The organism is Selenomonas sp. FOBRC9 (genome assembly GCF_000287655.1).
GTDB classification, from domain to species: Bacteria; Bacillota; Negativicutes; order Selenomonadales; family Selenomonadaceae; genus Centipeda; species Centipeda artemidis.
The window spans coordinates 22,404-49,145 of sequence record NZ_ALJR01000016.1; the positions used below are offsets into that span (position 1 = coordinate 22,404).

Consider the following 26,742-nt stretch of genomic DNA (forward strand, 5'->3'; position numbering starts at 1 on the left):
CAATTCCCTAGTCCGCGAGGGCATCCAGCCCCGCGGAAATATCTTTAAGCGCCGTGATCGTGCGCCCGTTCCCATTGTTCACATCGGCGTAGGAAACGACGATGATGCGGTTCTCGCGGATCGCCCGCATATTCCTTAGATTCTCATCCGCGCGCAGCTCGGCGCGCGCCTCCTCCGCGGAGATATTCTTCGGATTCACATAGATAACGACGTCGGGGGCAAAGCCGAGCACACGCTCGGGTCCAACGCCGTTCATCTGCCGCTCCGTCACATTGTCCGCGCCTGCCCGCCGCGCGATGTCGTCGATGATGTATGTGGCGCCGTAGAGACTATAGAGGCTGCTCCCGTGCGCCTGCAGGATCATCGCCGTATACCTTTTGCCCCGTGCGCGCGTCCGCTCCTCAACCGCTGCGGAACGCGCCCTCAGTCCCGCAGCATAGGCGGCGGCACGTTCCTCCACCGCAAACATCCGCCCCATATCCTCAATGAACGGATAGACCGTGCCGTCGAGCGTCGGATGCCCTTTGCGCACGGTGGAGGGGACGACGTAGCATCCGATCCCCTTGCGGAAATAATTGTGCACGTCGCCGAGCGCGTCGGGCGTGAAGTGATGCGACCAGCCGATGATGAGATCGGGGCGCAGCGCTGTCACCTCCTCGCGGCTCGGCACATAGGGCGCGCCGAGGATGGGCAGGGCGGCGTAAGCGTCCCTATAGACAGGCGGCTCCTCCCCATACGGCGCGATCGCGCCGACGATTCGATCCGCGATGCCGAGGTCGATCATCAGCTCCGCCGCCCCGGGATAAGTGACGAGGACACGCTCCGGCACATGCACGAGTGTGAACGTCGTCGGGTGCCCGTCGCTGTCCGCCGTGACGAACGTCTCGCCGCCCGGCGTGCCCGCCGCCTCCTCAGCCCCGCGCCCCTCCGTATAGGAGAGAAAGAGAATGAGCGCGGTGACGGCGAGGAGCGGCAGCAGACAGAGTGCCGCGCGCATCCGCCGCCTCATGGCGCGTACGCTCCCGTACGGTAGTCGACGAGCGGCAGCCCCGCCGCGTCATGGTCGACATGTGCCGCAACACCGTAGACACTTTGCAGCATATCCTCCGTGATCACCTCGCGCGGCGCGCCGATCTCTACGATTTCCCCCGCCTTCATGACGACGAGCAGATCGGCGAACATCGCCGCGAGGTTGAGGTCGTGGAGCGCCGCGATGACGCCGATGCCGAGGCCTTTGACGAGGTGCAGCAGATGCAGCTGGTACTTTACATCGAGATGGTTCGTCGGTTCGTCGAGGATGAGCAGGCGCGGTTCCTGTACGAGACAGCGCGCGAGCATGACGCGCTGCTGCTCGCCGCCCGACAGCTCGTTGAAACTGCGCGCCGCCGCGTCCGCCATGCCGACCTTCTCAAGCGCGGCGCGGACGAGGGCAAAGTCCGCCGCCGTATCCTCCTCAAAACTCTCCTTGTACGGGGCGCGCCCCATGAGCGCGATCTCCTCCACGGAGAAATCAAAGTCCACCGCGTGGAACTGCCCCATCACGCCAATCTCCTGCGCCGCCGCGCGCAGCGGGATGTCGGCGATGGGCACGCCGTCGAAGTAGACCGCGCCCTCTTGAATCTGATGTACGCGGTAGAGGTGTTTGAGCAGCGTGGACTTGCCGCAGCCGTTGGGGCCGAGGAGCGCGACGAAACGGTCGGCGGGCAGCGCGGCGGAGATGCCGTGCAGGATCTCTTTTGCGTCGATGCGGAATTTCAGCCCCTCAATGCGAATCTCCTTCATATCAGCCTCCGAAGTTCCCGCCGCTGCCAAAGAGCAGCTTCATGAAGAGCGGCGCGCCGATGAGCGCGGTGATGATGCCGATGGGCAGATCGCCCGAGGGGAGAAGTGTCCGCGCGATGAGATCCGCGACGATGAGGAAGATCGCCCCAATGAGGAGCGTCGCGGGGAGCAGCCGCCGATGCGACGCCCCCGTAAAGGCGCGCACGAGATGCGGCACGACGAGCCCCACGAAACCAATGATGCCGCAGGTCGCGACGAGGACGCCCGTCAGTAGCGCAAGCAACGCCATATAACGGCGCCGTTTCGCGCTCGCATCGATGCCGAGTGTCGTCGCCAGCTCCTCGCCGAGGAGGAGCACGTCCAGCGTGCGCAGCTGCGAGAGGAAGTACACGGCGAGCGCGCTCACAACGAGGACGGGCAGGAAGAGACTGCGCCATTTCGCATCGGCGAGCGATCCCATCGTCCAAAATGCCGCGGACTGCATCCCCTCCGCATCCGCCGCCATGTAGACGATGAAGTTCGTCGCGGCAACGCAGAGCGCGCTGATCGCCGCGCCCGCGAGCACGAGTTTCACTGTCGATACGCGCCGGTGAATCCCCGCGAGCATGAGCACGGCGAGCGTTGCGAGAATCGCGCCGAGAAACGCCGCCCCCGGCACACCGAAGGGGATCGCCGCAGAGCCGAGGAGGATCGCAAGCGTCGCGCCGACGGACGCCCCTGAGGCGATGCCGAGGATGAACGGTTCGGCAAGCGGGTTCTGCACGGACGCCTGCATCACAACACCCGCAAGCGCAAGCCCCGCGCCCGCCGTCATTGCAAGCAGTACACGCGGCACACGCAGTTCCCAGATGATGTCCGTCACCGCGGGATCAACGGACGGCTCATGCCCCATCAGCTTCGCCGTCACAATGGCGAGCGTATCGGATGCGGGAACGGCGACGCTGCCCGCAGAGACCGCATAGAGCGCGACGATCGCGACCACTGCCGCGAGTACGGGCGGCGCTGTCAGTATACGCCTCATATGCACGAGTGCTCCTTTCTCCCATATGCCGCATCAAGACAAGGTAATTCTTAAATATGAACAACATTCACCTTTGCAGAATAAAGTATTTCACAGCAACTGTCAATGAAAATCCGTCTCATAAGATATAATAGTTTTATTCTGTCGATTTTAATATGATCGGCATAGAAAAAGGGCTTACTGCTTGTGTGAAAAACACCTTTACGTGCAGTAAGCCCAGCTTATATTTATTTTTTTTAGAACAGTCCCGTAATCACACCGTCCTCATCGACGTCCATATCCATCGCAGCGGGATGTTTCGGCAGCCCCGGCATGGTGAGGACACTCCCTGTGAGCGCGACGACGAAGCCCGCACCGCAGGAGGCACGCAGTTCGCGCACGGTGATGCGAAAGCCCGTCGGGCGTCCGAGACGCGCAGGATCATCCGAGAAGGAATACTGCGTCTTTGCCATGCAGACGGGCGTCTGTGTCATACCGAGCCGCTCCATCTCGGCGAGTTGTTTCTTCGCTTCGGGCGTAAAATCTACACCGTCCGCACCGTAGATTTCCCGCGCGATCGTTTCGATCTTCTCGGCGATGGGGCGCACTGTATCGTAAATCGTCCGGAAGTCGGCGGGCTTTTGAAGCGCCGCCTCCACGGCATCGGCGAGGGCAAGTCCGCCCGCGCCGCCCTGCGCCCAGACCTCGGAGCGAACCGCAGGCGCGCCGAGCGCCGCGCAGAGCTCCTCGAGCAGTGCCAGCTCCGCCTCGGTGTCGGTCGGGAACACGTTGACCGCGACGACGGCAGGCAGTCCGAACTTGCCGATGTTCTCGATGTGCTTTTCGAGATTCGCCGCGCCGCGCCGGAGGGCGTCGAGGTTTTCTGCGCCGAGTGCGTCTTTTGCCACACCGCCGTTCATCTTGAGCGCGCGCACCGTCGCGACGATGATGGCCGCATCGGGTCTCAGCCCCGCCATCCGGCATTTGATGTCAAAGAATTTCTCCGCGCCGAGATCCGCGCCGAAGCCCGCCTCCGTTACAGTATAGTCGGCACATTTCAGCGCGTACTTCGTCGCCGTGACGCTGCTGCATCCGTGCGCGATGTTCGCGAAGGGTCCGCCGTGAATGAGCGCGGGCGTCCCCTCAAGGGTCTGCACAAGGTTCGGCCGGACGGCGTCCTTGAAGAGCAGCGCGAGGGCGCCCGTCGCGCCGAGTTCCTCCGCGTATACGGGGCGTCCGCCGCGCGTATATCCGATGAGGATGCGCCCGAGCCTTCGTTTCATGTCCGAGATGCCGTCCGCGAGACAGAGAATTGCCATCATCTCCGAGGCGACCGTGATGTCAAAGCCCGATTCGCGCGGGACGCCGTGCGCCGTGCCGCCAAGACCGAGCACGATGTGCCGCAGGGCGCGGTCGTTGACGTCGAGCACGCGCTTCCACACGATGCGCCTGACGTCGAGGTCGAGCGTGTTCCCCTGCTGGATGTGGTTGTCAATGAGCGCAGCGAGCAGATTATGCGCCGTCGTGACGGCGTGGAAGTCGCCCGTGAAGTGGAGGTTGATGTCCTCCATCGGCACGACCTGCGCATAGCCGCCGCCCGCCGCACCGCCCTTCATGCCGAAACAGGGGCCGAGTGAGGGTTCGCGCAGAGCGACGATCGTTCGCTTCCCCCGGCGGTGCAGGGCGTCGGCAAGTCCGACGCTCGTCGTTGTCTTGCCCTCACCCGCGGGGGTCGGGTTGATCGCGGTCACGAGGATGAGTTTGCCGTCGGGATTATTTTTTACGGCGTCAAGCGCGGCGCGCCCGATCTTCGCCTTGTATTTTCCGTACGGTTCGAGATGATCGGCGCGGATGCCGATGCTCTCGGCAATCTCCGCGATGGGGCGCATTTTCACTGCGCGTGCGATTTCGACGTCGGTTTTCATGTTGGTGCTCTCCTTTACCAAATTTGACCGATATTTACCGATAAATGTTGAGGTGTCCTCCATATTGTTAGGCGCGCATTGATTGATCATTTCGCCCACGATGTATATCATGCGGCGAATGTCAATCACTACTTGCCTCTTGTACGGCACAATCATCCGGCATCTTCTTTGTCGCATCCTAACGATTCATGCCGCCCCCGTAGGGGCACGGCGCTGCCGTGCCCTCTTGCTCAATATGGCGGCGTAACGTATCGCCGTACAGTAGACACAGCTATGCGCCAAAATCCCACGTCATTTTTTCTGCATACGAGCAGCATATACTACATTCTGCATCAACATCGCCACCGTGAGCAATCCCACGCCGCCCGGCACGGGCGTAATCGCGCCCGCAACCGCAGAGACCGCCTCAAAATCCACGTCACCGACGAGTTTTTTCGGCGCGATGCGGTTGATGCCGACGTCGATCACGGTTGCGCCCGGCTTTACCATATCGGCGGTCACGAAGCCCGGACGCCCCACAGCCGCGACGAGGATATCCGCCGCGCGCGCGACGGCGGCGAGGTTCTGCGTCCGCGAGTGGCAGACCGTTACGGTCGCGTTGCGCTCAAGGAGGAGATGCCCCATCGGCTTGCCGACGATGTTGCTGCGCCCGATGATGACGGCGTGCGCGCCCTCGATGGGGATGCCCGCGAGCTCGAGCATCCGGATGCAGCCGGCAGGCGTGCAGGGGCGCAGTCCCGGCGCACCGAGTACGAGCCGCCCTGCGTTCATGGGGTTGAACCCGTCCACGTCCTTGCGCGGGTCGATACGCTCCAGCACTTCCTCTTCATAGGCGCGCAGCCCCTCCGGCAGAGGAAGCTGCACGAGAATCCCATGCACGGATGCGTCTGCGTTCAGGGCATCGATGCGCGTGATCAGCTCCTCCTTTGCCGTATCGGCAGGCAGGGCGATGTGATCCGAGATGATGCCGAGCTCCGCACAAGCCTTTTGCTTGTTGCGGACGTAGACCTCCGAGGCGGGATCGGCGCCGACGATGACGACGGCGAGCCGCGGGTGAACGCCCTCCGCCTTGAGCTCCGCGACCGCGCGTCCCGCGTCCTCTTTGATTTTCGCGGCAAATTCCTTGCCCGACAGTATGCGTGCCATATGCTCTCCTCTTTTTCAGTTCTATATATAGTAACTCATCCACGCGAACGCGCAAACGGCGATCGATACGATGCCGTTCCGCATGAAATATCTCTGCGTCACGCGTGAAAAATCCGTGGGGCTCGCGATGCGGTGCTGGTAGACGAGTGTCGCCGCCGCGATCAGGACGCCGACAAAATACGGCCAATGCAGCCGGCACATGATGCCGACGGCGATGAATCCGACAATCGACAGCACATGCGCGATGCGTGCGATGCGGAACGCCCCCGCCGCGCCGTAGGAGACGGCGAGGGAATGCAGCCCATGCCTCTTGTCGAACTCCTCATCCTGCGCACCGTACATCGCGTCAAACGCCCCGATCCAAAGCGCGACGGCGAGGCAGAGGACGACCATCGGCGCGGCGATCTCCCCTGTGACCGCGACCCACCCGCCCGCGGGCGCCATCGCGATCGCGATGCCGAGGAAGAGGTGTACCCACCCCGTCACGCGCTTGAGGAACGGGTAGACGAGAAAGGGCAGCGCGGCGATCGGCAGGAGATAGATGCAAATGGGATGCAGCTGCAATACCGCAAATACAAGCACAAGGAGGCACACGCCTATAAAGACGAGCGCCTCCCGTTTGCTCACGCGTCCCTGCACCATCGCGCGGTACGCGAGGCGGGGCTGCTGCCTGTCATATTTCAGATCGGCGAGATTGTCGAGGACGAGCGCCGCCGACCGCGCCGCCGTGATGGCAAGGACGATCCAGCCGAGGTCTCCCGGACGCGGATGCCCGTCCGCAGCGAGCAGCGCCGCCATGAGCGCGAACGGCAGCGAGAACACCGTATGATGAAAGGCGGTGTTGTTCGCGTGCGCCCGCATCCGTTCGATCAATCGGTTCAATCGAGTCCAAACTCCTTCCAGCGTGCCGTGACGCGCGCCTTGATCTCATCGCTCATCGTGATCTCGTCCGGCCACTCGCGCGCGTGTCCTTCGGACGGCCACGTCTTGGTCGCGTCGATGCCGAGTTTTGATCCCCACTGCGCCATGGGCGAGGAGTGATCGAGGACGTCGAGCGGCCCCTGCACGATCTCAAGATCATATTTCGCGTCGATGTTGTTAAAGACCCGCCACCAGACTTCCTTCATGTCCTGCACGTTGACGTGCGCGTCCACGACGATGATCATCTTGACGTTCATCATCTGCCCCATGCCCCACAGCGCGTGCATGACCTTGCGCGCGTGCATCGGGAACTGCTTTTTGATGGAGACGACGATGCAGTCGTGGAACACGCCCTCGAGCGGCATGTTGACGTCGACGATCTCCGGCAGCATCTGTTTGAGCAGGGGGAGGAAAATGCGCTCGGTTGCCTTGGCGATAAAGCAGTCCTCCATCGGCGGCTTGCCGACGACGGTCGCGGCGTAGATGGGATCTCTGCGATGCGTGATCGCCGTGATGTGAAAGACGGGATAGTCGTCGGCGAGCGAGTAGTAGCCCGTGTGGTCGCCGAACGGCCCCTCGCGCCGCCGCTCCTCCGTGTCGACATAGCCCTCAAGGATGATCTCCGCCGTCGCGGGCACTTCGAGATCGACGGTCACGCATTTCACGAGCTCGACGGACTTGTGCCGCAGGAAGCCCGCGAACACCATCTCGTCAATGTCGCGCGGCAGCGGCGCGGTCGCGGCGTAGGTGAGGATGGGATCGGTGCCGATGGCGACCGCCGCCTCGATGCGCGTGCCGCCGCGCTCCTTCGTATCGCGAAAGTTCTCCGCGCCGTTCTTGTGGATGTGCCAGTGCATCCCCGTCGTGCGGCTGTCATATTTTTGCAGGCGGTACATGCCGACGTTGCGCTTGCCCGTCGCGGGGTTCTTCGTAAAGACGAGCGGCAGTGTGACGAAGGGGCCGCCGTCGTCCGGCCAGCATTTCAGGATGGGGATATTGTCGAGGCTCGGATTCTCGGTCTCGATCACTTCCTGACAGGGCGCATTTTTCACATATTTCGGGAAATTAATCGCCTTGCGCGCCATCGGGATGAGCGTCATGAGGTTCATCTTGTTTTGGAGGGAGATGTGCGGGATTTTGAGCAGCTCGGTCAGCTCGTCCGCCACGTCGTCGAGTTTTTCCACGCCGAACGCGAGCGCCATGCGCTCGTAGCTGCCGAACGCGTTCATGAGGACGGGCATGGTCGAGCCCTTGACGTTCTCAAAGAGGAGGGCGACGTTTTTCTCCCCCTCCAGTTTCGATATGCGGTCGGTAATCTCGGTGATCTCGAGCTCCGGGTCGACCTCCGCCGTGATGCGTCTCAAGAGGCCGCGCTGTTCGAGCACGTCGATGAATTCGCGTAGATCTTTATACGCCAAGGAAATCCCTCCTAGATGTTATTTGCGCAGGATGTACCGCACGATGAGGTAGCCGACGCCGTAAAGCGCGATCATCGGCACGGCGATCATCGACTGGGTAAAGACGTCCGGCGTCGGCGATATGACGGCGGCGACAACGAACGAGAGGAAAATGACGATGCGGGCGTATTTGCTGAGGAATTTGGACGAGATGAAGCCCATTTTTCCGAGAATCGTGATGATGAGTGGCAGTTCAAAGACAAAGCCGAACGGCAGAACAAACATGATGACAAATTCGAAGTAACGGTTGACGGAAAAGAGCGCCTCGAGTTCGGCATTGCCAAAGCCCTTGAAGAAGAGAATCGCCGCGGGGAATACGAGGAAGAACGAGAATGCGAGCCCGAGGAAGAACAGCACGACCGAGACCGGGACGACGATCCCGAGGACGATGCGCTCCGCGCGCGTGAGCGCGGGCAGGAAGAACCGCCACACATGGTAAAAGATGACGGGCAGTGCGAGAAGAAAGCCCACGACGACGGCGATCTTGATATAGGTGAAGAACGCCTCGGCGGGCTGCATGTAGTAGAGTTTTCCGACCGGTCGGGTCAGATAGTGCATGATGTCTTCGATGAAGTAGTAGCCGACGCCGCTCCCGACGGCAACGGCGAGGAGACACTTGATGAGGCGCGACCGCAGCTCCGTCAGGTGTGCGATGAGCGACATGCTCCCCTCGTCGTCCTCCTCCGTCTCTGCGGCGGTGGGGGAAAGCGGCGGTTCCTCTCCGCCCGTCGGATCGGGTTCCGCGATCGGAGGAGTGTCCTCCGTGGGCGGCACATCGTCAGGAGACGAGATTGTCTCGGGTGTCTGTGCCGCCTGTTCCGCAGCCTCCGCCGCCCGCCGCTGCGCGGCGATCATGGCGTCGCGCTCCTCCGGTGTGGCGGGGCAGGAGACAGGCGCCTCGGGCGTTTTCGATTCCTCAGACATAGATTAGCTCTTCGTTTCCGTCTTTCCGTCCGCGGGGAGCGTCTTTGTCTCCGCCGTGACATTGATCTCGGATTTTTCCCGGTCTTGTTCGTTGTTCGCGGATTTGAACTCCTTGATGCTCTTGCCGAGCGCCTTGCCGATGTCCGGCAGGCGGCCGGGGCCAAAGACGACCAGTCCGATGATGAGAATGAGTACGAGTTCGGGTACGCCGAGTCCAAACATGATGATTGTTCCCCTCCCAAGGCGTGAAGTGAGATTTTTTCAAAACTTTCACTTCACTCTATTCTTCCTAAAAATAATACAACTTGTTATATCGTTAAACATTTTGGCTGCCGGACGTTACGCCGCCGTGAATCGCAGGAGGGCACGGCGGCGCCGTGCCCCTACGGGGGCGGCATAACGAGGTACTTCACACGCGATGTCGCGGTGAATCTCCATGCCGACATGATGTGATGCTGTTGGCTGCCGGACGTTACGCCACCGCATATCGCAGGAGAGCGCAGCAGCGCGGCGCCCCTACGGGGGCGGCATAGCGAGAGATGTTTCGCTTGCGATGCGATGCCGCCATATATCGGCAGAACCGTTACTATCCGTTCTTTTGTGCGGGTTCTGCAGTCTCTGCGGCGGTGGGCTGCTCTCCCGCCGTTTCCGCCTGCGCTGCACGATGTGCCGCGACGGCTGCCGCCGCGCTCTCCATGGTCGCGGGAGCGGGCTGTGCCGTCTCCTGCACAGGCTGTGTGGTCTGTATAGGCTGCGCCACGGGCGGTTGTTGTGCCGGCTGCGGCGCGGGTGCGGCGGGCGGCGGATCGGGCGCGTTAATCGCCTGTGTCAGGGCGTTCGACGCTTTGCGGAACTCGCGGAGTCCCTTGCCGAGCGACCGCCCCACCTCGGGCAATTTACCGGGACCGAACACGATCAGTCCCACAACGAGGATTAAAATGAGTTCGGGGACACCGATACCAAACATGAATGACACCTTCTTTTATGATAAACGATTGTTACAGAGCGTAATCAAGAACAGCGCGCATACCGTGCCCTCCTGCAGTATATAGCGGCATGTCTTCACGACGACACGACGATGCGCCCCTCTCTGCTTCGCCCTCTCAAAACTCTCTGCGTCCGATGAAATCCGCCGCCATGAGGCACGTTTCCCTGATGCGCGGGTCGAGCGATGCGGGGAGCGCCTCCTTCGCTCGCGCGAGGTAGGCATCCGCCTGCTCCTGCGCGTAGTCCACGCCGTCCGTACTGCGAACGAGTACGAGCGCGCGTGCGACCTCCTCCTCCGACATCTTCGGATTCGTAATAAGCGCCGTGAGCTCGGCGCGCTCCTTTTCGCCGAGCACCGAGAGCGCGCGGATGACGGGCAGGGTCACATAGCCCTGCGCGAGATCGCGCCCTGCAGGCTTTCCGATGCGCTCGGCGGTCTGTTGGAGGTCGAGCAGGTCGTCCGTAATCTGGAACGCCATGCCGATCGCGTGCCCGTACCGAGCAAAATTCGCCGTATCCTCCGCGCTCATCCCGCCGATGCCCGCGCCGAGCTCGCAGCAGATCTCAAGGAAGTCCGCCGTTTTCTTCCGAATACGCTCATAGTAGGCGTCCTCGCTCGCCGGCACCTGATAGACCGTATGATCCTGCAGGATCTCCCCCTCGCTGAGCGTACAGACAAGGTCGGCAAGGCGCATATAGATGTGCGAGGAATACCCGACCCGCGCGACCTGCTTAAAGGCGCGCGCAAAGATATAGTCGCCGCTCAGAATGGCGACCTGATTCCCCCATTTTGCATTTGTTGTTGCCGCCCCGCGCCGCGTATCCGCCTCGTCGATCACATCGTCATGCACGAGGGACGCCGTGTGAATCAGCTCGAGCGCAACCGCAATCGGCATCGCACGGTCACGGTCAAAGGCTGTGCCGCCGCGCGCCGCGAGCAGGAACAGAGCGGGACGCAGCCGCTTCCCACCGGAGGAAACGAGATGCGCGCCGATGTCGCTCACGAGCGCCGAGTCCGAGGAAAGTGCCGCCTCCAGCGCCGTCTCGAGTACGGTGAGGTCTTCCTCTATGACATCAAACATGTCGTTCTTCAATGTCTTATCACCTACAGTAACGCGATCCGCAGCGCGGAGCGGCGACTCTCTTCATTGATATTTCTAATGCCCGCAGGCATAAACCTCATCACATTCTATCATATTGCCGCTATACCGTCAAAATTATTTCTTCTGCAAAACGAGCGCGCTGCCGACACTGCGCTCCGTCCCATCCGAGGGGAAATTCTGCACTTTGCCGTCCGCATAGAGTGCTGAAGAACCGCCGCCGTCGAGGTTCACGGCATCCCGTACCCCCTGCTTTACAAGGAACTCCGCGAACTCCGTCAGCGTCAGTCCGTGGCTGTGCGACTGCCGCCCGTCAACCACGGCAAAGAAAATCATCCCGTTTTTCGTTACGCCGACCGCACTGCGCGGCGCGCGTCCGTAGCGGATGTCACCGGGGAACTGCTCGTCCCCTGCCGTCACATGTACTTTTCCATTTTCAACGAGCCGAGGACCTGCGCCGACGACCTGCACGGCGCGGTCGAACGCCCCTGTTAGATGCTCCGTCAGCGTCACAGGATCGCCAACGCGCACGCCTGCCGAGGCGAACGCGTCCATTGAGGATCCGTGTACCGAGACGACATAACCGTCCGACGGAATCACGGAGTCGTTCGTATTGATCTCTGTCACACGCCCGTTCCGCACAACGTACTCCAGCCCGTAGGGGTTCGTCCCCGTCGTCCTGCCGTAGGCACGGTTGTAGATGATAAGGTTATTCTCCCCGCGTTCTGCATCGACACCCGAGACGGGCAGCGTCGTTTGGTCGATCTTCACCGTTCCATTATAGGACACAACGCCGAAAATAAAGGAGCCGTCCTCCATCACGCCAAATGCGGAGCGATCGAAATACGTCGTTCCAACGACGAGCCCATCGATCTTCGTCACGCCGATGAGCTCGCCGTTCGGGGCAAAATAAGATGCATTGATCGCTGTGGCCGCGTTTGTCGCGCGGGCGATACCGCTGACTGTCTGCCTTCCGGGGATATAACCGCGCGCAAGTGCGGGACGCACACTGTAAAACTGCGGATCAGCCTCGATGAAGAATGCCGTCACGAGACCGTCCTCATCTTGCCATACCTGTGTCGTCATTTGGAGCCCCTGCCCGAGATTCGTGACGCGGCTGACGGGCAGGACACGCCCCGCGCTCACATCACGCGGATCGACGTCGCCGAGCAGTCCATGCTCCTGCAGTACTTTGATATAGGCGGGCATTTCCTGCGGCGGCGCATCGCTCGGCACAGGTCTTTCTACCGGCTTTTGCGCGGGTTTTACCGCAGAATTTTCCTCTGGTTTTGCCGCCCCCTCGGACGCAATGTCAACAAAAATACGGAACGGATTTGTCAGGTTTCCAATCCGGTACGACATCCCCCTTGCCATCGTAACGGTGACATAGAAATGCCCGTTGCGCTTTGCATAGGAGACAGACTGAATGCGCTTTGTCCGAATCGCTGCCCGATTAAGTTTTGCTGCATTCACATCCGCAAAGTCGAGCGTCAGTTCACGTCCATCCTCGGAAATATTCGCATGGTAGATCGGCATCTCCGTGAGGTCGAACACGATGCGGTCACGCGCTGTGCCCGATGACGAGCGCAGTCCGGTCAGATCTGCCGCCGCATGTACATAAGAAGCTGCCGCAAGCATCAGCGCCGCGGCAAGCACAAGGATTTTCTTCAAAACACGCATAACAAACTCCAAACTAGAAATCGCAGTCTCAAAACAAAAAGAGAGCTGCCCAAAAACAGCTCCCTTCATCACAGCGTCCTCCTTAGGACGTTTTCTCTCTTGCTTCGTTATTTCTTCAAGGCGGTCGGAGCAAGCTGCTTGTACATCATATCCGCGATGCCGATGCCGCCGCTCTTAGAGACCTCGTTCATCAGCTCCGTGTCCCGCATATCCTCGAAGATATTCATCGCGTTGGACTTTTTGCCGAAAAGTCCGCCCTCGGGCACGGTTGCGCGCATCTGCTTATACATCATGCTGAGGAACATCGCCTCGAATCCCTCGCACGCCTCGCGCAGCTTCTTTGCCTCCACGTCCGCGTCCGTCATCGTTCGGACGAATCCCTGCGTCTCCGACACGGTTTTTGCGGTCGACGCATTCGCAGCGGCGGCTTTGCGCTGTAATTCCTCCAATGTCGATTGGAACGATTTCTCCTCGGCGTTCGTGCGCGCGGCGTCATAGGAGGTTCCCGCGGCGCCGTTCATCATGGCGGCGCTATTGATCGGCTGTATTGTCATGCCTTCCTCCTTAGATAATCTCGAGTTCGGCGTGCAGTGCGCCCGCCGCCTTCATCGCCTGAAGGATGGAAATCGTATCGCGCGGTGTCGCGCCCACGGTATTGAGCGCACCTACAATATCGCTGACATTCGTCGTCGCGGGCAGAACGATGGTACTGCCCTTTGCCTCGGAGACCGATACGTCAGGGTTCTCCGTCACAACCGTGTTCCCGTAGCTAAATGGTCCCGGCTGCGAGACATCCGGATTCGCCTGAATGCGGATCGTAATGCCGCCCTGCGTGATAGCGACCGCATCCACGGAAACGTCGCCGCCCATGATAATCGTGCCGGTGCGCTCGTTGACCACGACCCGCGCCATATTATCGGGGCGGATCGGCAGCTCCTCGAGCGATGCAATGAAGCTGACCACGTTCCCACGGTAGTAGGATGGGATCGAAACGTCCACGCGCCCTGCATTCGCCGCCTGCGCGATGTTCCCATACTGTGCGTTGATCGCCCCCGCGACCCGCGATGCCGTTGTAAAGTCCGCGCGCGAGAGCGAAATCGAGATGCGCCCGTCCCCGCCGATGTCGTCCTCCACTGTGCGCTCGACAATGCCCGCGTTCACGGCGATACCGACGGTTGGAAATGCCGCCTGCATGCTGCTGCCACCGCTGCCCGCGGTAAAGCCGCCCGTAGAAACCGCGCCCTGCGCGACGACGTAGACCTCGCCGTTGCCCGCACGCAGCGGCGTCTGGAGCAGCGTGCCGCCGCGCAAGCTCTTCGCATCGCCGATGGAGGAGACGGTCACGTCGAGTGCGTCGCCTTCGCGGACGAAGGGCGGCAGGGTCGCCGTCACCATGACCGCCGCTGCGTTCTTGAGCTTGATCGAGCTCATATTGACATTGATGCCGTAGCTGATGAGCATATTTGCAATCGACTGAAGCGTTTCGCCCGAGCTGGAGCCGTCGCCCGTACCGTTGAGTCCGACGACAAGTCCGTAGCCCATGAGCTGGTTGGAACGCACGCCCTGCACCTTCGAGATGTCCTTGAGACGCGTGACTGCGGATTCCGCCGATACGATGCCCGGAAACGTTCCGAACACGAGGGCGAGGAGGAGCAGCGCTGCTGCAAATTTCTTCATAAGAACTCCCTCCCCTTTAGAACAAGATATTGAAGATCTGGGTCAAAATGCCCTGCCGCTGTTTTGCATTGAGCGGTCCCTTGCCGTCGAAGCGCACCGTCGCATCGGCGACGCGTGTCGAGAGCACGGTGTTCGTTGCGGAGATGTCCTCCGGGCGGCACATGCCGCGGAACGTGATCTTGTGCTCATTGCGGTTCTGCCAGATGGACTGCGTCCCCTCAAGGATGAAGTTCCCTGCGGGCGTGATCTCCGTGATGGTCACGGTCACGTTGCCGATCGTCCGATTCGTCGAGGATGCGGAGCCCTTTGCGTTGAATTTATCGGATCCGCTCGCCGAGGCCGCCTTGAGGAAGTCAAAAATCCCGACGCCCGCACCGATCGAAACAGAGCCGCTTTTCTCATTCGCGGACGATCGTGTCGCCGATGTCGTTGTGGTCTCACTGATGATGATGGTCACAATATCGCCGACATTCATCGCACGGTGATCCGCGAAAACATTTCGTGTCGGGTAACCGCTCGGATTCTTCCACAGGGACTCCGCCGAGACGGCGGGTGCAACGCTCCCGACCGCAAAGGCGGCGGCAAGCATCCCTGCAAGCCATTTCCTCTTACTCATCATGTTCTCCTCCCGAACTCCCGTTGTCCCGTTACCCCGAAATCTGTACCGTCTCCGCGTCAATCACCTTGCCGCGCAGGATCTTCCCTGAGCGCACATTGCGCACGCGGATCGTGTAGCCGATGCGGCCGCCCTCCATCGCCGCCCCCTCAGCACGAACGACGATGCCGTTCATGTCGAAAATGAGCGTCACGGGATTTCCCACACGAATCACGAGCGGCATCGCCAAAAAGTTTGGCGTAATCACCGTATCCTTGCGAATCCAGCGTCCCGCAACGCGTCCCCCGAGCTTTGAAAAATCTGTCAGCGTTACGGCGGGTGCGGTATCCACCGCGCGCTCTTCGATCCGCGCATTCGCGGGGCTGATCTCCGCCTCCTGGCGGATGTCCGTCATGGCGACGAGCACGCGGTCATAGACCATAACACGGTAATAATTCGTCGTTTTCCGCTGCAATACGCCGTCTACATAGACTGAAATCAGTGCCGGGAAATCTCTGCCATAGGGAATGCCGCGCGGAAATTCTACGGTCGCTGTCACCTCGCCTGCCGGGAGGTGCATTGTGTTTGTCGATCGCTGCAAATGCAGCTCATGCCGTCGTGTTTCTCCGCTCTCCGTAAGCGTCTCTTCGATTTTTTTCTCTGCGAGCGTTGAAATCTGCACGGCGGAAAGCACGTTTGGAAACTGCTCCCCCACCGTGTCGTACGGGACGGCAGCGACCGTCTGCGCGGGCAAAAAAGCGAATAAGCCACTCCATAGGAATAGAATGGCTGTGATGATTCTAATTTGAATGCTCAACGCTTGAGCGTATTTGCAATCTCGAGCATCGAATCAGACGTCGTAATTGCCTTGGAGTTGGATTCGTACGCACGCTGTGAGATGATCATCTCGACCATTTCCTCAACGATCTGCACATTGCTCATCTCGAGTGTCCCCTGCGTGAGCGTTCCCGTTCCGTCAAGACCGGGCGTCGACTCGATCGCCTCGCCCGAAGCGTCGGATACGACGAAGAGGTTCTTGCCGATAGAGGTTAGTCCCGCAGGGTTCACGAAACGTGCAAGTGTGATCTGTCCCGCTTCCTGCTGCTGCGTCTGCCCCGCCTCACGGTAGGAGACGCGCCCGTCGCCGGAGATCGTGATGGACTCCGACGGCGCATTCTCACCGATCTGAATGCCGTCCGCAATCAGATAGCCGTCCGTCGTCACCATGCGGCGGTTGCTGTCGAGCTTCCACGTGCCGTCGCGCGTATATGCAGTCGAACCGTCCGGCAGCGTGACGCGGAAGAAGCCCTCGCCCTGAATGCCGATGTCGGTCGGGTTGTCCGTCGTCTGGAGTGCCCCCTGTGTGAAGATACGCTGCGTCGCGGCGACGCGCGTGCCGAGACCGATCTGCAGTGCTGTCGGGTACTGCGAATCCGTGCCGTTCCGTGCGCCCGCCTCGCGGAGCGTCTGATAGACGAGATCCTGGAACTCTGCGCGCACCTTCTTTCCGCCGTGAGTGTTGACGTTTGCGATGTTGTGCGCCACGATGTCCATATGCGCCTGCTGCGCCTTCATGCCGGACGCCGCAGACCAAAGTGCTCTCATCATAGTCGATATCCCCCTCCATAGAGAAGTATTTTTCCCTAGTTATTCACTCTTTTATATCGAAATCTTTTCCGTTTTTCTTAAATGTATTTAACTCGTACGTCCGACGTCGTTGACCGCCTTGTCGAGGAGCGAGTCCTGCGTCTGCACGGCGCGCGATCCTGCCTCGTAGACACGGTAGTTGTTGATGAGCTCGACCATCTCGGTGACGATGCTCGTGTTCGACATCTCGAGCAGTCCCTGCTCGATCGTTCCCGTCGCCTGTGTGGGGCGTGCGCCCTCCTGCGGACGGTAGAGGTTGTCGCCCTGCTTGATGACCGCATCGGGTGCGTCGAACTGCACAAAGCCAAGCTGCGCGATCTCCGCATTTCCTACATAGATGCGCCCGTCACCCGAGACGTTCACGCGCGTCGCGTCCGCGGGGATATTGATGGGACGCCCCTGCGCGGAGAGCACTGCCTGCCCGCGTACGTTCTGCAGCTGCCCGCTCGCGGAGCGGTAAAAACTGCCGTCGCGCGTATAGCGCGGTCCCTGCGGGGTGTCGACGACGAAGTATCCCTCGCCCGAGATGGCGAAATCATAGGTGTTGCCCGTTGTCTGAAGCGCGCCCTGCAAATGATCCGTCGCGATCTCATCTACCGCAGAACCGAGTCCAAGCATACCGACGCGTGGGGCGCCATGCCCCAGCCGAAAGCCCTTAAAGCTTGTCACATCCGTGTCCGCCGTATAGTCGTTGATGCGGCGCAAGAGCATCGGTTCGAACTCGCGGATCGCCATATCGTCACGCTTAAAGCCCGTATTCGACGCGTTCGCAAGGTTGTTCGCGATCATGTCCGTGTGCTTGGTCTCCGTGATCATGCCGGACGCCGCGATATAAAGACCTCTCCACATAACTATCCCTCTTTTTCCCGAAAGTTTTCCTTCTCGTATAAAATTCGCCGCAGAGAAAAATTTTCCTCTATTTTTTCCTGCCGAATGTCGTATTCGTCGCCTTGCCGTCAAATTTGTCAAAGATGTCGAGTGCCTTGCCGCACCCCATCGCAACGCAGGACATAGGATCATCCGCGACAAGCGTCGGCGTCCCCGTCTCGCGCTGAATCAGCTCCGCCATGCCGTAGAGGAGTGCGCCGCCGCCCGTGAGGACAATGCCGCGATCCATGATGTCCGCCGCAAGCTCCGGCGGCGTATCCTCGAGCACCTTTTTCACACAGTCAACAATGCGCATCACGGATGTCTCAATCGCAGCCGATGCCTGTGCCGTCGAGATCGTGACCGTCTTCGGCAGCCCCGAAAGGAGATCGCGCCCGCGAATGTCCATCTGTTCGCGCCGTGCCGCCGTATGTGCCGCGCCGACACGCGTCTTGATCTCCTCCGCTGTGCGTTCGCCGATGAGCAGGTTGAACTCACGCTTCACATACGCGATGATATCCTCGTCGAACGTGTCGCCCGCCATGCGCAGGCTCTCGCTTGTCACGATGCCGCCGAGACTGATGACAGCAATATCGGTCGTACCGCCGCCGATGTCGACGACCATCGAGCCCTGTGCCTCCACGATGTCGAGTCCCGCGCCCATCGCCGCCGCGAGCGGCTCCTCGATGAGCTGAATGTGCCGCGCCCCCGCCTGCTCGGCGGCCTCCTGCACGGCACGCTGCTCGACCATCGTCACCCCCGAGGGGATACAGATCATGATGCGCGGGCGGAAGACGATGCTGCGCCCGACGACTTTTTCGATGAAGAAACGGAGCATACTCTCCGTGATGTCGTAATCCGCGATCACACCGTCGCGCAGCGGGCGTATGGCAACGATGTTGCCGGGCGTGCGCCCGATCATGCGGCGCGCATCCTCGCCAATGGCGAGCACCTGATTCGTGTCGCGGTTGACGGCGACGACGGACGGTTCCTTGAGGACGATGCCCTTGCGTTTCACATAGACGAGGACGTTTGCCGTCCCGAGGTCGATTCCTATATCCATTGACATGCCGAACATGTACGGAAATCCTCCTAATAATTACGGTTCAAAAATCAATTGTCCTCATCCTCGACCACGAATTGTTCGGGGACGGGCGTCACGGCAGTGCGGATCTCTTCGAGCGATTTCTCAAGCGACGCCATGTATTCCTCTTCGAGCGTCTTGTTGTCCCATTTGCACTTTTTCCCGTAGTTCAAAATGCCGTCGAGATAAGGAATCGCCATTTCCGAGACATACGCCTTTGAGACCTCGGCTGCGGTCATGTAAGCATCCTTCGTACGCAGCTCGAACGCGATGCGGTCGATGTAATGCTCCCCTTCAATAACATAAGCAAGCGAGCGCAACCGCAGGCTCATCTCGCGTGCGGTCACAGCGTCGCGCGATGTCGCCGAGCGATCCGCTGCGATCTTCTCAAAAATAGCCCACGCCTCATCGCACAGATTCCCGACCGTGGCAAGCACCCGGTCGCGCGCACGCTTCTTGCGCCAAAGCACTTCGCGGACGGTCGGCTTTTTCTGCTCTCCCATGCCTGCTTCCCCATTTCCTTTGGTACAATCTCTATCAAGTCTTTCCATTATATGATTTTCCCCGTGCCGCGTCAATCTATAATTATGCGCCGATCACCGCGCCCACCGCGTAAAATATTTGCATTACCGGGGCGATTCAATGTAAAATAGCAAAGAGAAGTTCTTTCATAAAAGGAGTACATGATGGCGGAAATCCTAAGAGAAAGCGCGTGTCTCTTCCTGCGCCGCGCAGAGCCGGAGGACATCGACTACATCTGCGCGCTGCAGGAGGCGGAGGACAATCGAGACTACATCGTCCCGTTTTCCCGCGCAGATCACGAGACGATTATTTTACAAGGAAAGGCGGCGCTCGACCTCATCGTCGTGGAGAAGGAGCCGCTCGTGCGTGTCGGCTACCTCCACGTTGGCGGGCTGCTGCTCGAGAGCAAGGAGCAGGAGTGGACGCACGTCGTCGTCGAGAAGAAGGGCTGCGGCTACGGACACGAGACGATGCAGCTCCTGAAGGCATGGGCGTTTGACGTCTGCGGCGCCCACCGCGCATGGCTCGACTGCAAGGACTACAACGCGCGCGCGCTGCACCTCTACGAGTCCGAGGGCATGGTGCGCGAGGCGCTCATCCGTGAGACACTGCTCCACAAGGGCGTTTACGAAAACCTCGTCGTCCTCGGCATCCTCGACCGCGAGTATCGCGCACGCAAACGTGCGGGTCTTGAATTAGAAGGGATTTGAGTTCCATGAAAAACACAGGCATCAACCGCGTTTTCCTCATCGTGCTCGACAGCTTCGGCATCGGCGCCGCCCCCGACGCAGCGGAGTTCGGCGACGCGGCGACGTGCAGCACGCTGCGCTCCGTCACGGAGAGTGGTCTATTTCCTGCACGCAATCTCCGCGACCTCGGGCTCTACAACATCGACGGCGTAGACTGCGGCAGGTCGTACTATGACCCCGCAGGGGCATACGCGCGCCTGCGCGAGCTCTCGCGCGGCAAGGATACAACGATCGGGCATTGGGAGATGGCGGGCATCGTGCGCAGCGAACCGCTGCCAACCTATCCGGACGGATTTCCGGCGGACGTCATCGCGCAGCTCGAGGCGGCGTTCGGGCGAAAAATTCTCTGCAACAAGCCCTACTCCGGCACACAGGTCATCCACGACTACGGCAGGGAGCACGAGGAGACGGGCGCACTCATCGTCTACACCTCCGCGGACAGCGTGCTCCAGATTGCGGCGCACGAGGACTGCGTTCCCGTCGAGCAGCTCTATGCCTACTGCCGCAAAGCGCGCGAGATCATGTGCGGCGCGCACGCCGTTGGACGCATCATCGCGCGCCCCTTCGTCGGCGCGTATCCGAACTACGAGCGCACGCCGCGCCGCCACGACTTTTCCCTCGAACCGACGGGCGAGACGATCCTCGACGCGCTGAAGCACGCGGGCAAGGACGTGATCGGCGTCGGGAAGATTTCGGACATCTTCGCGGGGCGCGGGCTGACGCGCTCGCTCGGTGTGAACGAAAGCAATACGGACGGCATGAGGAAAACAATTTCTCTCGTGGACGAGGACTTCACCGGACTCGCCTACATCAACCTCGTCGACGGCGACATGATCTACGGACACCGCCGCGACGTGGAGGGCTACGCGCACGCGATGCAGGAGTTCGACGACTGGCTCGGCACATTCCTCCCACGCATGAGGGAGAGCGACGTTCTCATGATCACCGCCGACCACGGCTGCGACCCCGGCGCGGCGGGCACGGATCACACGCGCGAGTATGTCCCGCTCCTCGTCTACGGCGCCTACATCGCGCCGCACAGTCTCGGCACATATCCGACCTTTGCCATGATCGGCGCAAGCATCGCGGACATGTTCGACGTGCCGCTCACGACCAAGGGCGAGAGTTTCCTCCCCTCCATCTTGATCTAGAGGTGCGCCATGAATATGTACGACCTCATCACGGTGAAAAAGCGCGGCGGCGCGCTCGTGTGCGACGAACTCTCCTACATGATCGGCGGCTATGTTGCGGGCGAAATCCCCGACTATCAGATGTCCGCCATGCTGATGGCAATTTATTTCAATGGAATGACGCCCGAGGAGACCACGAACCTCACGAAAATCATGGCGGCATCGGGCGACCGCATCGACCTCTCCGCCATCGACGGCATCAAGATTGACAAGCATTCGACAGGCGGCGTCGGTGACAAGACAACGCTCATCGTGAGCCCCATTGTCGCGGCGTGCGGCTGCTATGCGCCGAAGATGTCGGGGCGCGGGCTCGGACATACGGGCGGCACGGTGGATAAGCTCGAATCCATCCCCGGATTCCGCACCGACCTCACGCAGGAAGAGTTCCTCGCCGTCGTGCGCGACTGCCGCATGAGTCTCATCGCGCAGGCAGGGACGCTCGCGCGCGCGGACAAGCTGCTCTACGCTCTGCGCGACGTAACAGCGACCGTCGACAGCATTCCCCTCATCGCATCGTCCATCATGAGCAAGAAGCTCGCCTGCGGCGCTGACGCCGTTCTCCTCGACGTGAAGGTCGGGCGCGGCGCGTTCATGAAGACCGCCGAGGAGGCGCGCACGCTCGCCGCCCTCATGGTTGACATTGGGCGGCAGGCGGGGCTTCCGACCGCCGCGCTCCTCACGAACATGGACGTCCCGCTCGGCAATGCCGTCGGCAACAGCCTTGAGGTCATCGAGGCAATGGCGGTACTGCGCGGCGCAGGTCCCGCCGATCTGCGCGAGGTCTCCCTCTCTCTCGCCGCGGAAATGCTGCATCTGGCGGGATGCGGTACGCGCGTGAACTGCCGTTCCCGCGCCGAATCCGCCGTTGCGGACGGATCGGCGTTCGAGACCTTTGCCCGCATGACGGCGGCACAGGGCGGCGACACCGCCGTGCTCGACGATCCGCGCAAATTCCCGCAGGCAAAGCATCAATGCGTACTCACCGCAAAAGAGACCGGCTATATCGCGCGCCTCGACGCCGAGACCGTCGGTCGTGCCGCCGTCCTCCTCGGGGCGGGGCGCGCGGACAAAAACGCCGCGATTGACCATGCTGCGGGCATCTATCTCGATAAGAAATACGGCGATCCTGTCACAATGGGCGATGCACTCGCAACACTCTATGCCGAGAGCGAGGAGCGGCTCACGGCGGGCCTCGCCCGTCTCGGAGACGCCTATGCCATAGATGCCGTATCGCCTGCACCGCAGAAGCTCATCTACGGCACGGTGGACGCGGAGGGGTATCATGACCGATAGAGAACTCGTCGCGGCGGCGACACGCTTTCGTGCGCACGCCTATGCGCCCTACTCACGGTTCGCCGTTGGGGCGGCTCTCCTTGCGCGCAGCGGGCGCGTCTACGGCGGCGTGAACGTCGAGAACGCCTCCTATCCTGTCGGTATCTGTGCGGAGCGCGCGGCGATCGCCCGCGCCGTCACGGACGGGGAGCGCGCTTTCGACGCGCTTGCCGTCGTTGCCGATACACCGGATGTCTGCGCCCCCTGCGGCATGTGCCGGCAGGTGATGGCGGAGTTTCCCATCCGCCGCGTCATCCTCGCGAACCTGCGCGGCGATATGCATGTCTTCTCGCCTGCCGAACTGCTCCCGCACGCCTTTGGCGCGGCGGCGCTCCCTGCAAAGGAGGAATCCCCCACATGAAAATCCTCATCGTTGACGACTCGCGTCTCGTCCGGCTCAAGCTGCGCGCGGAGCTCTCCGACCGCGGTCACACCGTCGTCGAGGCTGCGAATGGCGAAGAGGCACTGAAACAGGCAGAGAGTGATCTGCCCGACGGCGTCTTTCTCGACGTCATACTGCCCGGCATCGACGGATGCGAAACGCTCCGTCGCCTGCGGGCGGTGCACCCCCGGCTCCCCGTCGTCATGATCTCGACCGACGCGTCGGAGGAGAACGTCGCCCGCGCCCATGCAAGCGGCGCGCTCATGTTCATCCAAAAGCCATATGCCGACCACGAGATCACAACAGCGCTCGCCAAGATACGCGCGTATCGGGAGGAATCATGAGCGAGTTGTTCGGTGCATATACGGCATCATTCCTGCATGGGCTCTCGGTCTATGCACATGTGGAGGCATCCGTGTCCGCACAGCCTGCGGACACGCCGCCCCCATACATTACCTTGTCCCAGCGTCTCACGGCGGACGGTCTGCCCTTCATCGTGGGACTTGCCATGCCTGCGGACGCGTTCTATGCGATCGCGGCGGGCTACAGCGGCGTCTGTCTCGACACCGCCGAGGAGCTCGCCGTCGATGCCGCAGGGGAACTCTTCAACGTCATCAACGGGCATTTTTCCTCCGAAATGCGCGCTCGCGGACATGCTGTCTCTATCGAAGAGCCGCCGAGCCATGCGTACGCCGCCCCTTTGCCTGCCGGCACTGTCCTCCGATGCGACGCCGCAAGTCCGTTCGGTACGATGCACATTATCGCCGCGCAGGAAGAATTTCTCCCTGCCTGAACGCAGCCAGCTTTTTGAAAGGAGCTCATCTTGACTGCCCTATTCGATCTCGATCTCCATACGCTTTTAGATCTTCTCCTCGTCCCGGTTTGCATCGTCTGCGCCGCGCTCACCGTCGGCATCATCGCCGACCGCTTGATCCGCCGCTATGTCAACCGCCACCTCGCGGTGGAGGAAAGCACTTGGAAATATGTGCTCATCCGCTCTATGCACGGTGTGCCGATTTTTTTCAGCTTCATCATCGGTCTCTACTGGGCGATTGACGCCGTGGAGATCTCGCCGACGCTCACAAAATTATTTTCCTATCTGCTCTTTACGAGCAACGTGCTGACCATCACACGCGTGATTGCGCGTACCGTGGACGGCGTCGTCACCATGTATTTCGAGCGATCGGACAAAAATCTGCCAAAGACGACGCTGCTCAACAGCATTCTCATCGGTGTCATCTACGCGATGGGGATTCTTGTCATCCTCCAATACTACGGCATCTCCATTGCCCCCATCCTCACGGCAGCGGGCGTCGGCGGCATGGCAGTCGCGCTCGCCCTGCAGGAAACGCTCGCAAACATCTTTTCGGGACTCCATCTCATCCTCTCGAAACAGCTCCGTCTTGGCGACTACATCAAACTCAGCAGCGGTGAGGAAGGGCGCGTCACGGACATCACATGGCGGTTCACGACCATCATCCCCGTCGGCGCAAGCAATACCATCGTCATTCCAAACAAAACGATTGCGGGCGCAAACATTACGAACTACAGTCTGCCGAGCAATCAGATCAACATCAGTGTTCCCATCGGTGTCGCGTACGACAGTGATCTCGTGCTCGTGGAGCGCGTCACCGTCGAGACGGCACGCGAAGTGCTCGCACGCGTCGACGAGGATGCAAGCGCGAACCCGGTCGTGCGTTTCACGGATTTTGGCGAATCCTCCATCGACTTTGTCGTCGTCCTACAGTCGAGTCTTTTTGACCATCAGGGCGTGATCAAGCACGAGTTCATCAAGGCGCTCACCGAACGCTACCGCAAAGAAGGCATTGACATGCCCTATCCGATCCGCACCATCATCCAAGAACAGGAAGCGAACGAATAGGCTTATCCACAGAATACACCGCCATGCGCAACGGATTATTGTGGATAATTTTGGCGCCGCCGGAATGCCCGAGGCGCCTTTTTTCATTGGAAAAATCGACATTGCCATATCTTTTTTCCAAAATTTTTCTGTGGATAAGTCTGTGTAAAACAACTATATATAGATTTCCTATTGACTCCTGCCCACTACATGTTGTATAATCCTCTCCAGACAGCGCAAAGCCGCTGAGCATATTATCCCGCCGCAAGCGGCGGAACTCAAAGGAGAATGCAGCATGATTGTCAACGATATCAACGTCACGGTAAACGGTCTTACGGATGTCACCGCGCACGAGGTCGAGAATTATATCTCGTACATCGAGGGACAGACGAACGAGAAGCTCGACAGCCTCTCCATCACGGGGACGGACGACGGTCGCGTCACGCTCGGCTACGAGGTGCGTCAGCCGAAGTTCGAGCGCGTCCGCCGCATCACGGGCTATCTCGTTGGCACCACGGATCGCTGGAACAACGCCAAGCGCGCCGAGGAACACGAGCGTGTCAAGCACGGACTCCACTGAGATCCGCATCTCCGGCATCGCCCGCGACTCCATTGTCGACGGCGAGGGCATCCGCCTGACGGTCTTTACACAGGGCTGTCCGCGCCGGTGCCCCGGCTGTCACAACCCGGAAACGCAGCCGCTCGTCGGCGGACGTACGACGACCGTCGGTGCTGTGGTGGCGGAGCTGGATGAAAATCCGCTCCTCACGGGGCTGACGCTCAGCGGCGGCGAACCGTTCCTTCAGCCGGGAGCACTGCTCCCGCTCGCACGCGCCGCACACGCACGTGGGCTCGATGTGTGGAGCTACACGGGGTTTACTCTCGAAGAACTCCGCGCACAGGGCGACACGGACGTGGACGCGCTGCTCGAAGAGCTGGACGTCCTCGTTGACGGCGACTACCGCGAAGAGCTGCGCGATCTCACGCTGCACTTTCGCGGATCGCGCAACCAGCGTGTCATCGATCTCGCCGCCACGCGCCGCACCGGCGAACTCACACTTCTTTACGCAAACGACTAACAACACTTAGCAACATCACACCTAACAACAACGCAAAAGGGGACGACTGCAAATGCGGCCGTCCCCTTTTGTTGCATCTATATTTTCTCTTTTTAATGTGTTCCTTGCAGGAGTTCTTGATACATCGGACGCTCGGCAGCAGGAACTTGGAGCAGATCCATTGCTTGTTCCGCAGAAATTTTCAGCTGCGCAACAAGATGCTGAAGATTTGCAGCGCGTTCTTTTTGGGGTATGTCAAGTAAAGTGTGTAAGTTTCTTATAGAGCGGAATATTTTCGGATCATCTGTCCGAGCCGCTCATCAATACAGAGTTGATTCATCACAATCGCCCAGTTCTGAATGGAGTGTCCCTTCCATTTCTTGTACAGCTCCTTGATCCGTAAGTAAAACACCTTGAACACAGCCGTCTCGCTTTGAAATGCCTCCTGCTTCGTTACTTTGCGAAAACTTGCATTGACGCTCTCTATCGCATTTGTTGTGTACATGATACGACGGACATCACTGCCATATTGGTAAAGCTGCTCAACATGCCGGAAGTTGTCCTTCCATACGCGAATTGCGCCCGGATACTTGCTCCAAGTCTCACAGAATTTCTCAAATTCGCTCTGTGCAGCCCGAAGGCTAACTGCCCCATAGATCTTTTTAAGTTGTGCCGTAAATGCCTTGTAATCCTTGCTCGGAACGTATTTAAGAGAATTGCGTATCAGGTGAACAATGCACCGCTGTACCACCACGTTCTTAAAGATCGACTTTGCGCCGTCTTCCAGGCCGCTCACGCCGTCCATTGATATGAAGCCGATGTCCTGTACGCCGCGTGCTTTGATCTCGTCAAATAC

The 26,742-nt window shown here is 60.3% G+C and carries 31 protein-coding genes; 9 read left to right on the forward strand and 22 right to left on the reverse strand.

Going from position 1 to position 26,742, the window contains the following annotated elements:
• Positions 1-7 precede the first annotated feature (7 nt).
• The 21 genes from HMPREF1147_RS03970 to HMPREF1147_RS04065 form a co-directional block, all read right to left on the reverse strand.
• Entirely contained in the window at positions 8-1,009 is a 1,002-nt protein-coding gene (locus HMPREF1147_RS03970; protein ID WP_037351117.1) for an ABC transporter substrate-binding protein, read from the reverse strand.
• Entirely contained in the window at positions 1,006-1,782 is a 777-nt protein-coding gene (locus tag HMPREF1147_RS03975; protein WP_009657794.1) for an ABC transporter ATP-binding protein, read from the reverse strand. Before HMPREF1147_RS03975 ends, HMPREF1147_RS03970 begins: the two co-directional genes overlap by 4 nt.
• Position 1,783: 1 nt before the next feature.
• Positions 1,784-2,803 (reverse strand): iron ABC transporter permease, encoded by a 1,020-nt coding sequence (locus tag HMPREF1147_RS03980; protein ID WP_009657783.1) that lies wholly within the window; start codon positions 2,801-2,803, stop codon positions 1,784-1,786.
• 236 nt (positions 2,804-3,039) lie between these two features.
• A complete protein-coding gene (locus HMPREF1147_RS03985) occupies positions 3,040-4,707 on the reverse strand; it encodes a formate--tetrahydrofolate ligase (RefSeq protein WP_037351119.1) in 1,668 nt (555 codons plus the stop codon).
• Positions 4,708-4,998: 291 nt separating this feature from the next.
• On the reverse strand, positions 4,999-5,853 hold the full coding sequence (gene folD, locus HMPREF1147_RS03990) for a bifunctional methylenetetrahydrofolate dehydrogenase/methenyltetrahydrofolate cyclohydrolase FolD (RefSeq protein ID WP_009657797.1): 855 nt from the start codon (positions 5,851-5,853) through the stop codon (positions 4,999-5,001).
• A 21-nt stretch (positions 5,854-5,874) separates the two neighbouring features.
• Positions 5,875-6,735, reverse strand: a complete 861-nt coding sequence (locus HMPREF1147_RS03995; RefSeq protein ID WP_009657781.1) for a 4-hydroxybenzoate octaprenyltransferase — start codon at positions 6,733-6,735, stop codon at positions 5,875-5,877.
• A complete protein-coding gene (locus HMPREF1147_RS04000; RefSeq protein WP_009657775.1) occupies positions 6,732-8,192 on the reverse strand; it encodes a menaquinone biosynthesis decarboxylase in 1,461 nt (486 codons plus the stop codon). The genes HMPREF1147_RS03995 and HMPREF1147_RS04000 overlap by 4 nt, the downstream gene beginning before the upstream one ends.
• Before the next feature lie 18 nt (positions 8,193-8,210).
• Positions 8,211-9,155, reverse strand: coding sequence for a twin-arginine translocase subunit TatC (tatC, locus tag HMPREF1147_RS04005; RefSeq protein ID WP_009657788.1), 945 nt, complete (start codon positions 9,153-9,155; stop codon positions 8,211-8,213).
• Between the two features lie 3 nt (positions 9,156-9,158).
• Positions 9,159-9,377 (reverse strand): twin-arginine translocase TatA/TatE family subunit, encoded by a 219-nt coding sequence (gene tatA, locus HMPREF1147_RS04010; RefSeq protein WP_009438175.1) that lies wholly within the window; start codon positions 9,375-9,377, stop codon positions 9,159-9,161.
• A 117-nt stretch (positions 9,378-9,494) separates the two neighbouring features.
• Positions 9,495-9,641 carry a hypothetical protein gene (locus HMPREF1147_RS12010; RefSeq protein ID WP_156791296.1) on the reverse strand — a complete coding sequence of 49 codons (147 nt, stop codon included), beginning with the start codon at positions 9,639-9,641 and terminating at the stop codon, positions 9,495-9,497.
• A gap of 100 nt (positions 9,642-9,741) precedes the next feature.
• A complete protein-coding gene (locus HMPREF1147_RS04015) occupies positions 9,742-10,122 on the reverse strand; it encodes a twin-arginine translocase TatA/TatE family subunit (RefSeq protein WP_009657799.1) in 381 nt (126 codons plus the stop codon).
• A 136-nt stretch (positions 10,123-10,258) separates the two neighbouring features.
• Positions 10,259-11,224: a polyprenyl synthetase family protein gene (locus HMPREF1147_RS04020; protein ID WP_050992864.1), complete on the reverse strand. Its 966-nt coding sequence runs from the start codon at positions 11,222-11,224 to the stop codon at positions 10,259-10,261.
• Between the two features lie 135 nt (positions 11,225-11,359).
• The gene (locus HMPREF1147_RS04025) at positions 11,360-12,991 is read right to left on the reverse strand and encodes a phosphodiester glycosidase family protein (protein ID WP_009657793.1); all 1,632 of its coding nucleotides are present in this window, start codon (positions 12,989-12,991) and stop codon (positions 11,360-11,362) included.
• A 38-nt stretch (positions 12,992-13,029) separates the two neighbouring features.
• Positions 13,030-13,476, reverse strand: coding sequence for a rod-binding protein (locus HMPREF1147_RS04030; RefSeq protein WP_009657779.1), 447 nt, complete (start codon positions 13,474-13,476; stop codon positions 13,030-13,032).
• A gap of 10 nt (positions 13,477-13,486) precedes the next feature.
• Complete coding sequence (locus HMPREF1147_RS04035; protein ID WP_009657807.1) at positions 13,487-14,599, reverse strand: flagellar basal body P-ring protein FlgI; 1,113 nt, start codon at positions 14,597-14,599, stop codon at positions 13,487-13,489.
• Between the two features lie 16 nt (positions 14,600-14,615).
• Positions 14,616-15,215 carry a flagellar basal body L-ring protein FlgH gene (locus tag HMPREF1147_RS04040; RefSeq protein WP_009438199.1) on the reverse strand — a complete coding sequence of 200 codons (600 nt, stop codon included), beginning with the start codon at positions 15,213-15,215 and terminating at the stop codon, positions 14,616-14,618.
• Positions 15,216-15,246: 31 nt separating this feature from the next.
• Complete coding sequence (gene flgA, locus HMPREF1147_RS04045; RefSeq protein ID WP_009657801.1) at positions 15,247-15,948, reverse strand: flagellar basal body P-ring formation chaperone FlgA; 702 nt, start codon at positions 15,946-15,948, stop codon at positions 15,247-15,249.
• 59 nt (positions 15,949-16,007) lie between these two features.
• The gene (gene flgG / locus HMPREF1147_RS04050; RefSeq protein ID WP_009350251.1) at positions 16,008-16,802 is read right to left on the reverse strand and encodes a flagellar basal-body rod protein FlgG; all 795 of its coding nucleotides are present in this window, start codon (positions 16,800-16,802) and stop codon (positions 16,008-16,010) included.
• Between the two features lie 87 nt (positions 16,803-16,889).
• Positions 16,890-17,690 carry a flagellar hook-basal body protein gene (locus HMPREF1147_RS04055; protein ID WP_009657792.1) on the reverse strand — a complete coding sequence of 267 codons (801 nt, stop codon included), beginning with the start codon at positions 17,688-17,690 and terminating at the stop codon, positions 16,890-16,892.
• A gap of 67 nt (positions 17,691-17,757) precedes the next feature.
• Complete coding sequence (locus HMPREF1147_RS04060; protein ID WP_009350253.1) at positions 17,758-18,786, reverse strand: rod shape-determining protein; 1,029 nt, start codon at positions 18,784-18,786, stop codon at positions 17,758-17,760.
• A gap of 35 nt (positions 18,787-18,821) precedes the next feature.
• On the reverse strand, positions 18,822-19,295 hold the full coding sequence (locus HMPREF1147_RS04065; protein WP_009657798.1) for a hypothetical protein: 474 nt from the start codon (positions 19,293-19,295) through the stop codon (positions 18,822-18,824).
• Positions 19,296-19,478: 183 nt separating this feature from the next.
• On the opposite strand from HMPREF1147_RS04065, the gene HMPREF1147_RS04070 reads away from it, so the two are divergent.
• The 9 genes from HMPREF1147_RS04070 (at position 19,479) to nrdG (ending at position 25,907) form a co-directional block, all read left to right on the forward strand.
• Positions 19,479-20,024, forward strand: coding sequence for a GNAT family N-acetyltransferase (locus HMPREF1147_RS04070; protein ID WP_009657804.1), 546 nt, complete (start codon positions 19,479-19,481; stop codon positions 20,022-20,024).
• 5 nt (positions 20,025-20,029) lie between these two features.
• Positions 20,030-21,214 (forward strand): phosphopentomutase, encoded by a 1,185-nt coding sequence (locus HMPREF1147_RS04075; RefSeq protein WP_009657800.1) that lies wholly within the window; start codon positions 20,030-20,032, stop codon positions 21,212-21,214.
• A 9-nt stretch (positions 21,215-21,223) separates the two neighbouring features.
• Complete coding sequence (locus HMPREF1147_RS04080) at positions 21,224-22,546, forward strand: thymidine phosphorylase (protein ID WP_009657795.1); 1,323 nt, start codon at positions 21,224-21,226, stop codon at positions 22,544-22,546.
• Complete coding sequence (locus tag HMPREF1147_RS04085) at positions 22,536-22,946, forward strand: cytidine deaminase (protein ID WP_009657786.1); 411 nt, start codon at positions 22,536-22,538, stop codon at positions 22,944-22,946. The genes HMPREF1147_RS04080 and HMPREF1147_RS04085 overlap by 11 nt, the downstream gene beginning before the upstream one ends.
• Positions 22,943-23,311, forward strand: coding sequence for a response regulator (locus HMPREF1147_RS04090; protein WP_009657782.1), 369 nt, complete (start codon positions 22,943-22,945; stop codon positions 23,309-23,311). Before HMPREF1147_RS04085 ends, HMPREF1147_RS04090 begins: the two co-directional genes overlap by 4 nt.
• Complete coding sequence (locus tag HMPREF1147_RS04095) at positions 23,308-23,760, forward strand: hypothetical protein (RefSeq protein ID WP_009438169.1); 453 nt, start codon at positions 23,308-23,310, stop codon at positions 23,758-23,760. The genes HMPREF1147_RS04090 and HMPREF1147_RS04095 overlap by 4 nt, the downstream gene beginning before the upstream one ends.
• A gap of 30 nt (positions 23,761-23,790) precedes the next feature.
• Positions 23,791-24,849 carry a mechanosensitive ion channel family protein gene (locus HMPREF1147_RS04100; RefSeq protein ID WP_009657802.1) on the forward strand — a complete coding sequence of 353 codons (1,059 nt, stop codon included), beginning with the start codon at positions 23,791-23,793 and terminating at the stop codon, positions 24,847-24,849.
• Positions 24,850-25,123: 274 nt separating this feature from the next.
• On the forward strand, positions 25,124-25,408 hold the full coding sequence (nrdD, locus tag HMPREF1147_RS04105; protein ID WP_009350263.1) for an anaerobic ribonucleoside-triphosphate reductase: 285 nt from the start codon (positions 25,124-25,126) through the stop codon (positions 25,406-25,408).
• Positions 25,386-25,907, forward strand: a complete 522-nt coding sequence (gene nrdG, locus HMPREF1147_RS04110; RefSeq protein ID WP_009350264.1) for an anaerobic ribonucleoside-triphosphate reductase activating protein — start codon at positions 25,386-25,388, stop codon at positions 25,905-25,907. The genes nrdD and nrdG overlap by 23 nt, the downstream gene beginning before the upstream one ends.
• Positions 25,908-26,163: 256 nt before the next feature.
• Here nrdG and HMPREF1147_RS04115 read toward each other — a convergent pair.
• A partial coding sequence (locus tag HMPREF1147_RS04115) for a transposase (RefSeq protein ID WP_198002973.1) occupies positions 26,164-26,742 on the reverse strand: 579 nt, incomplete at its 5' end.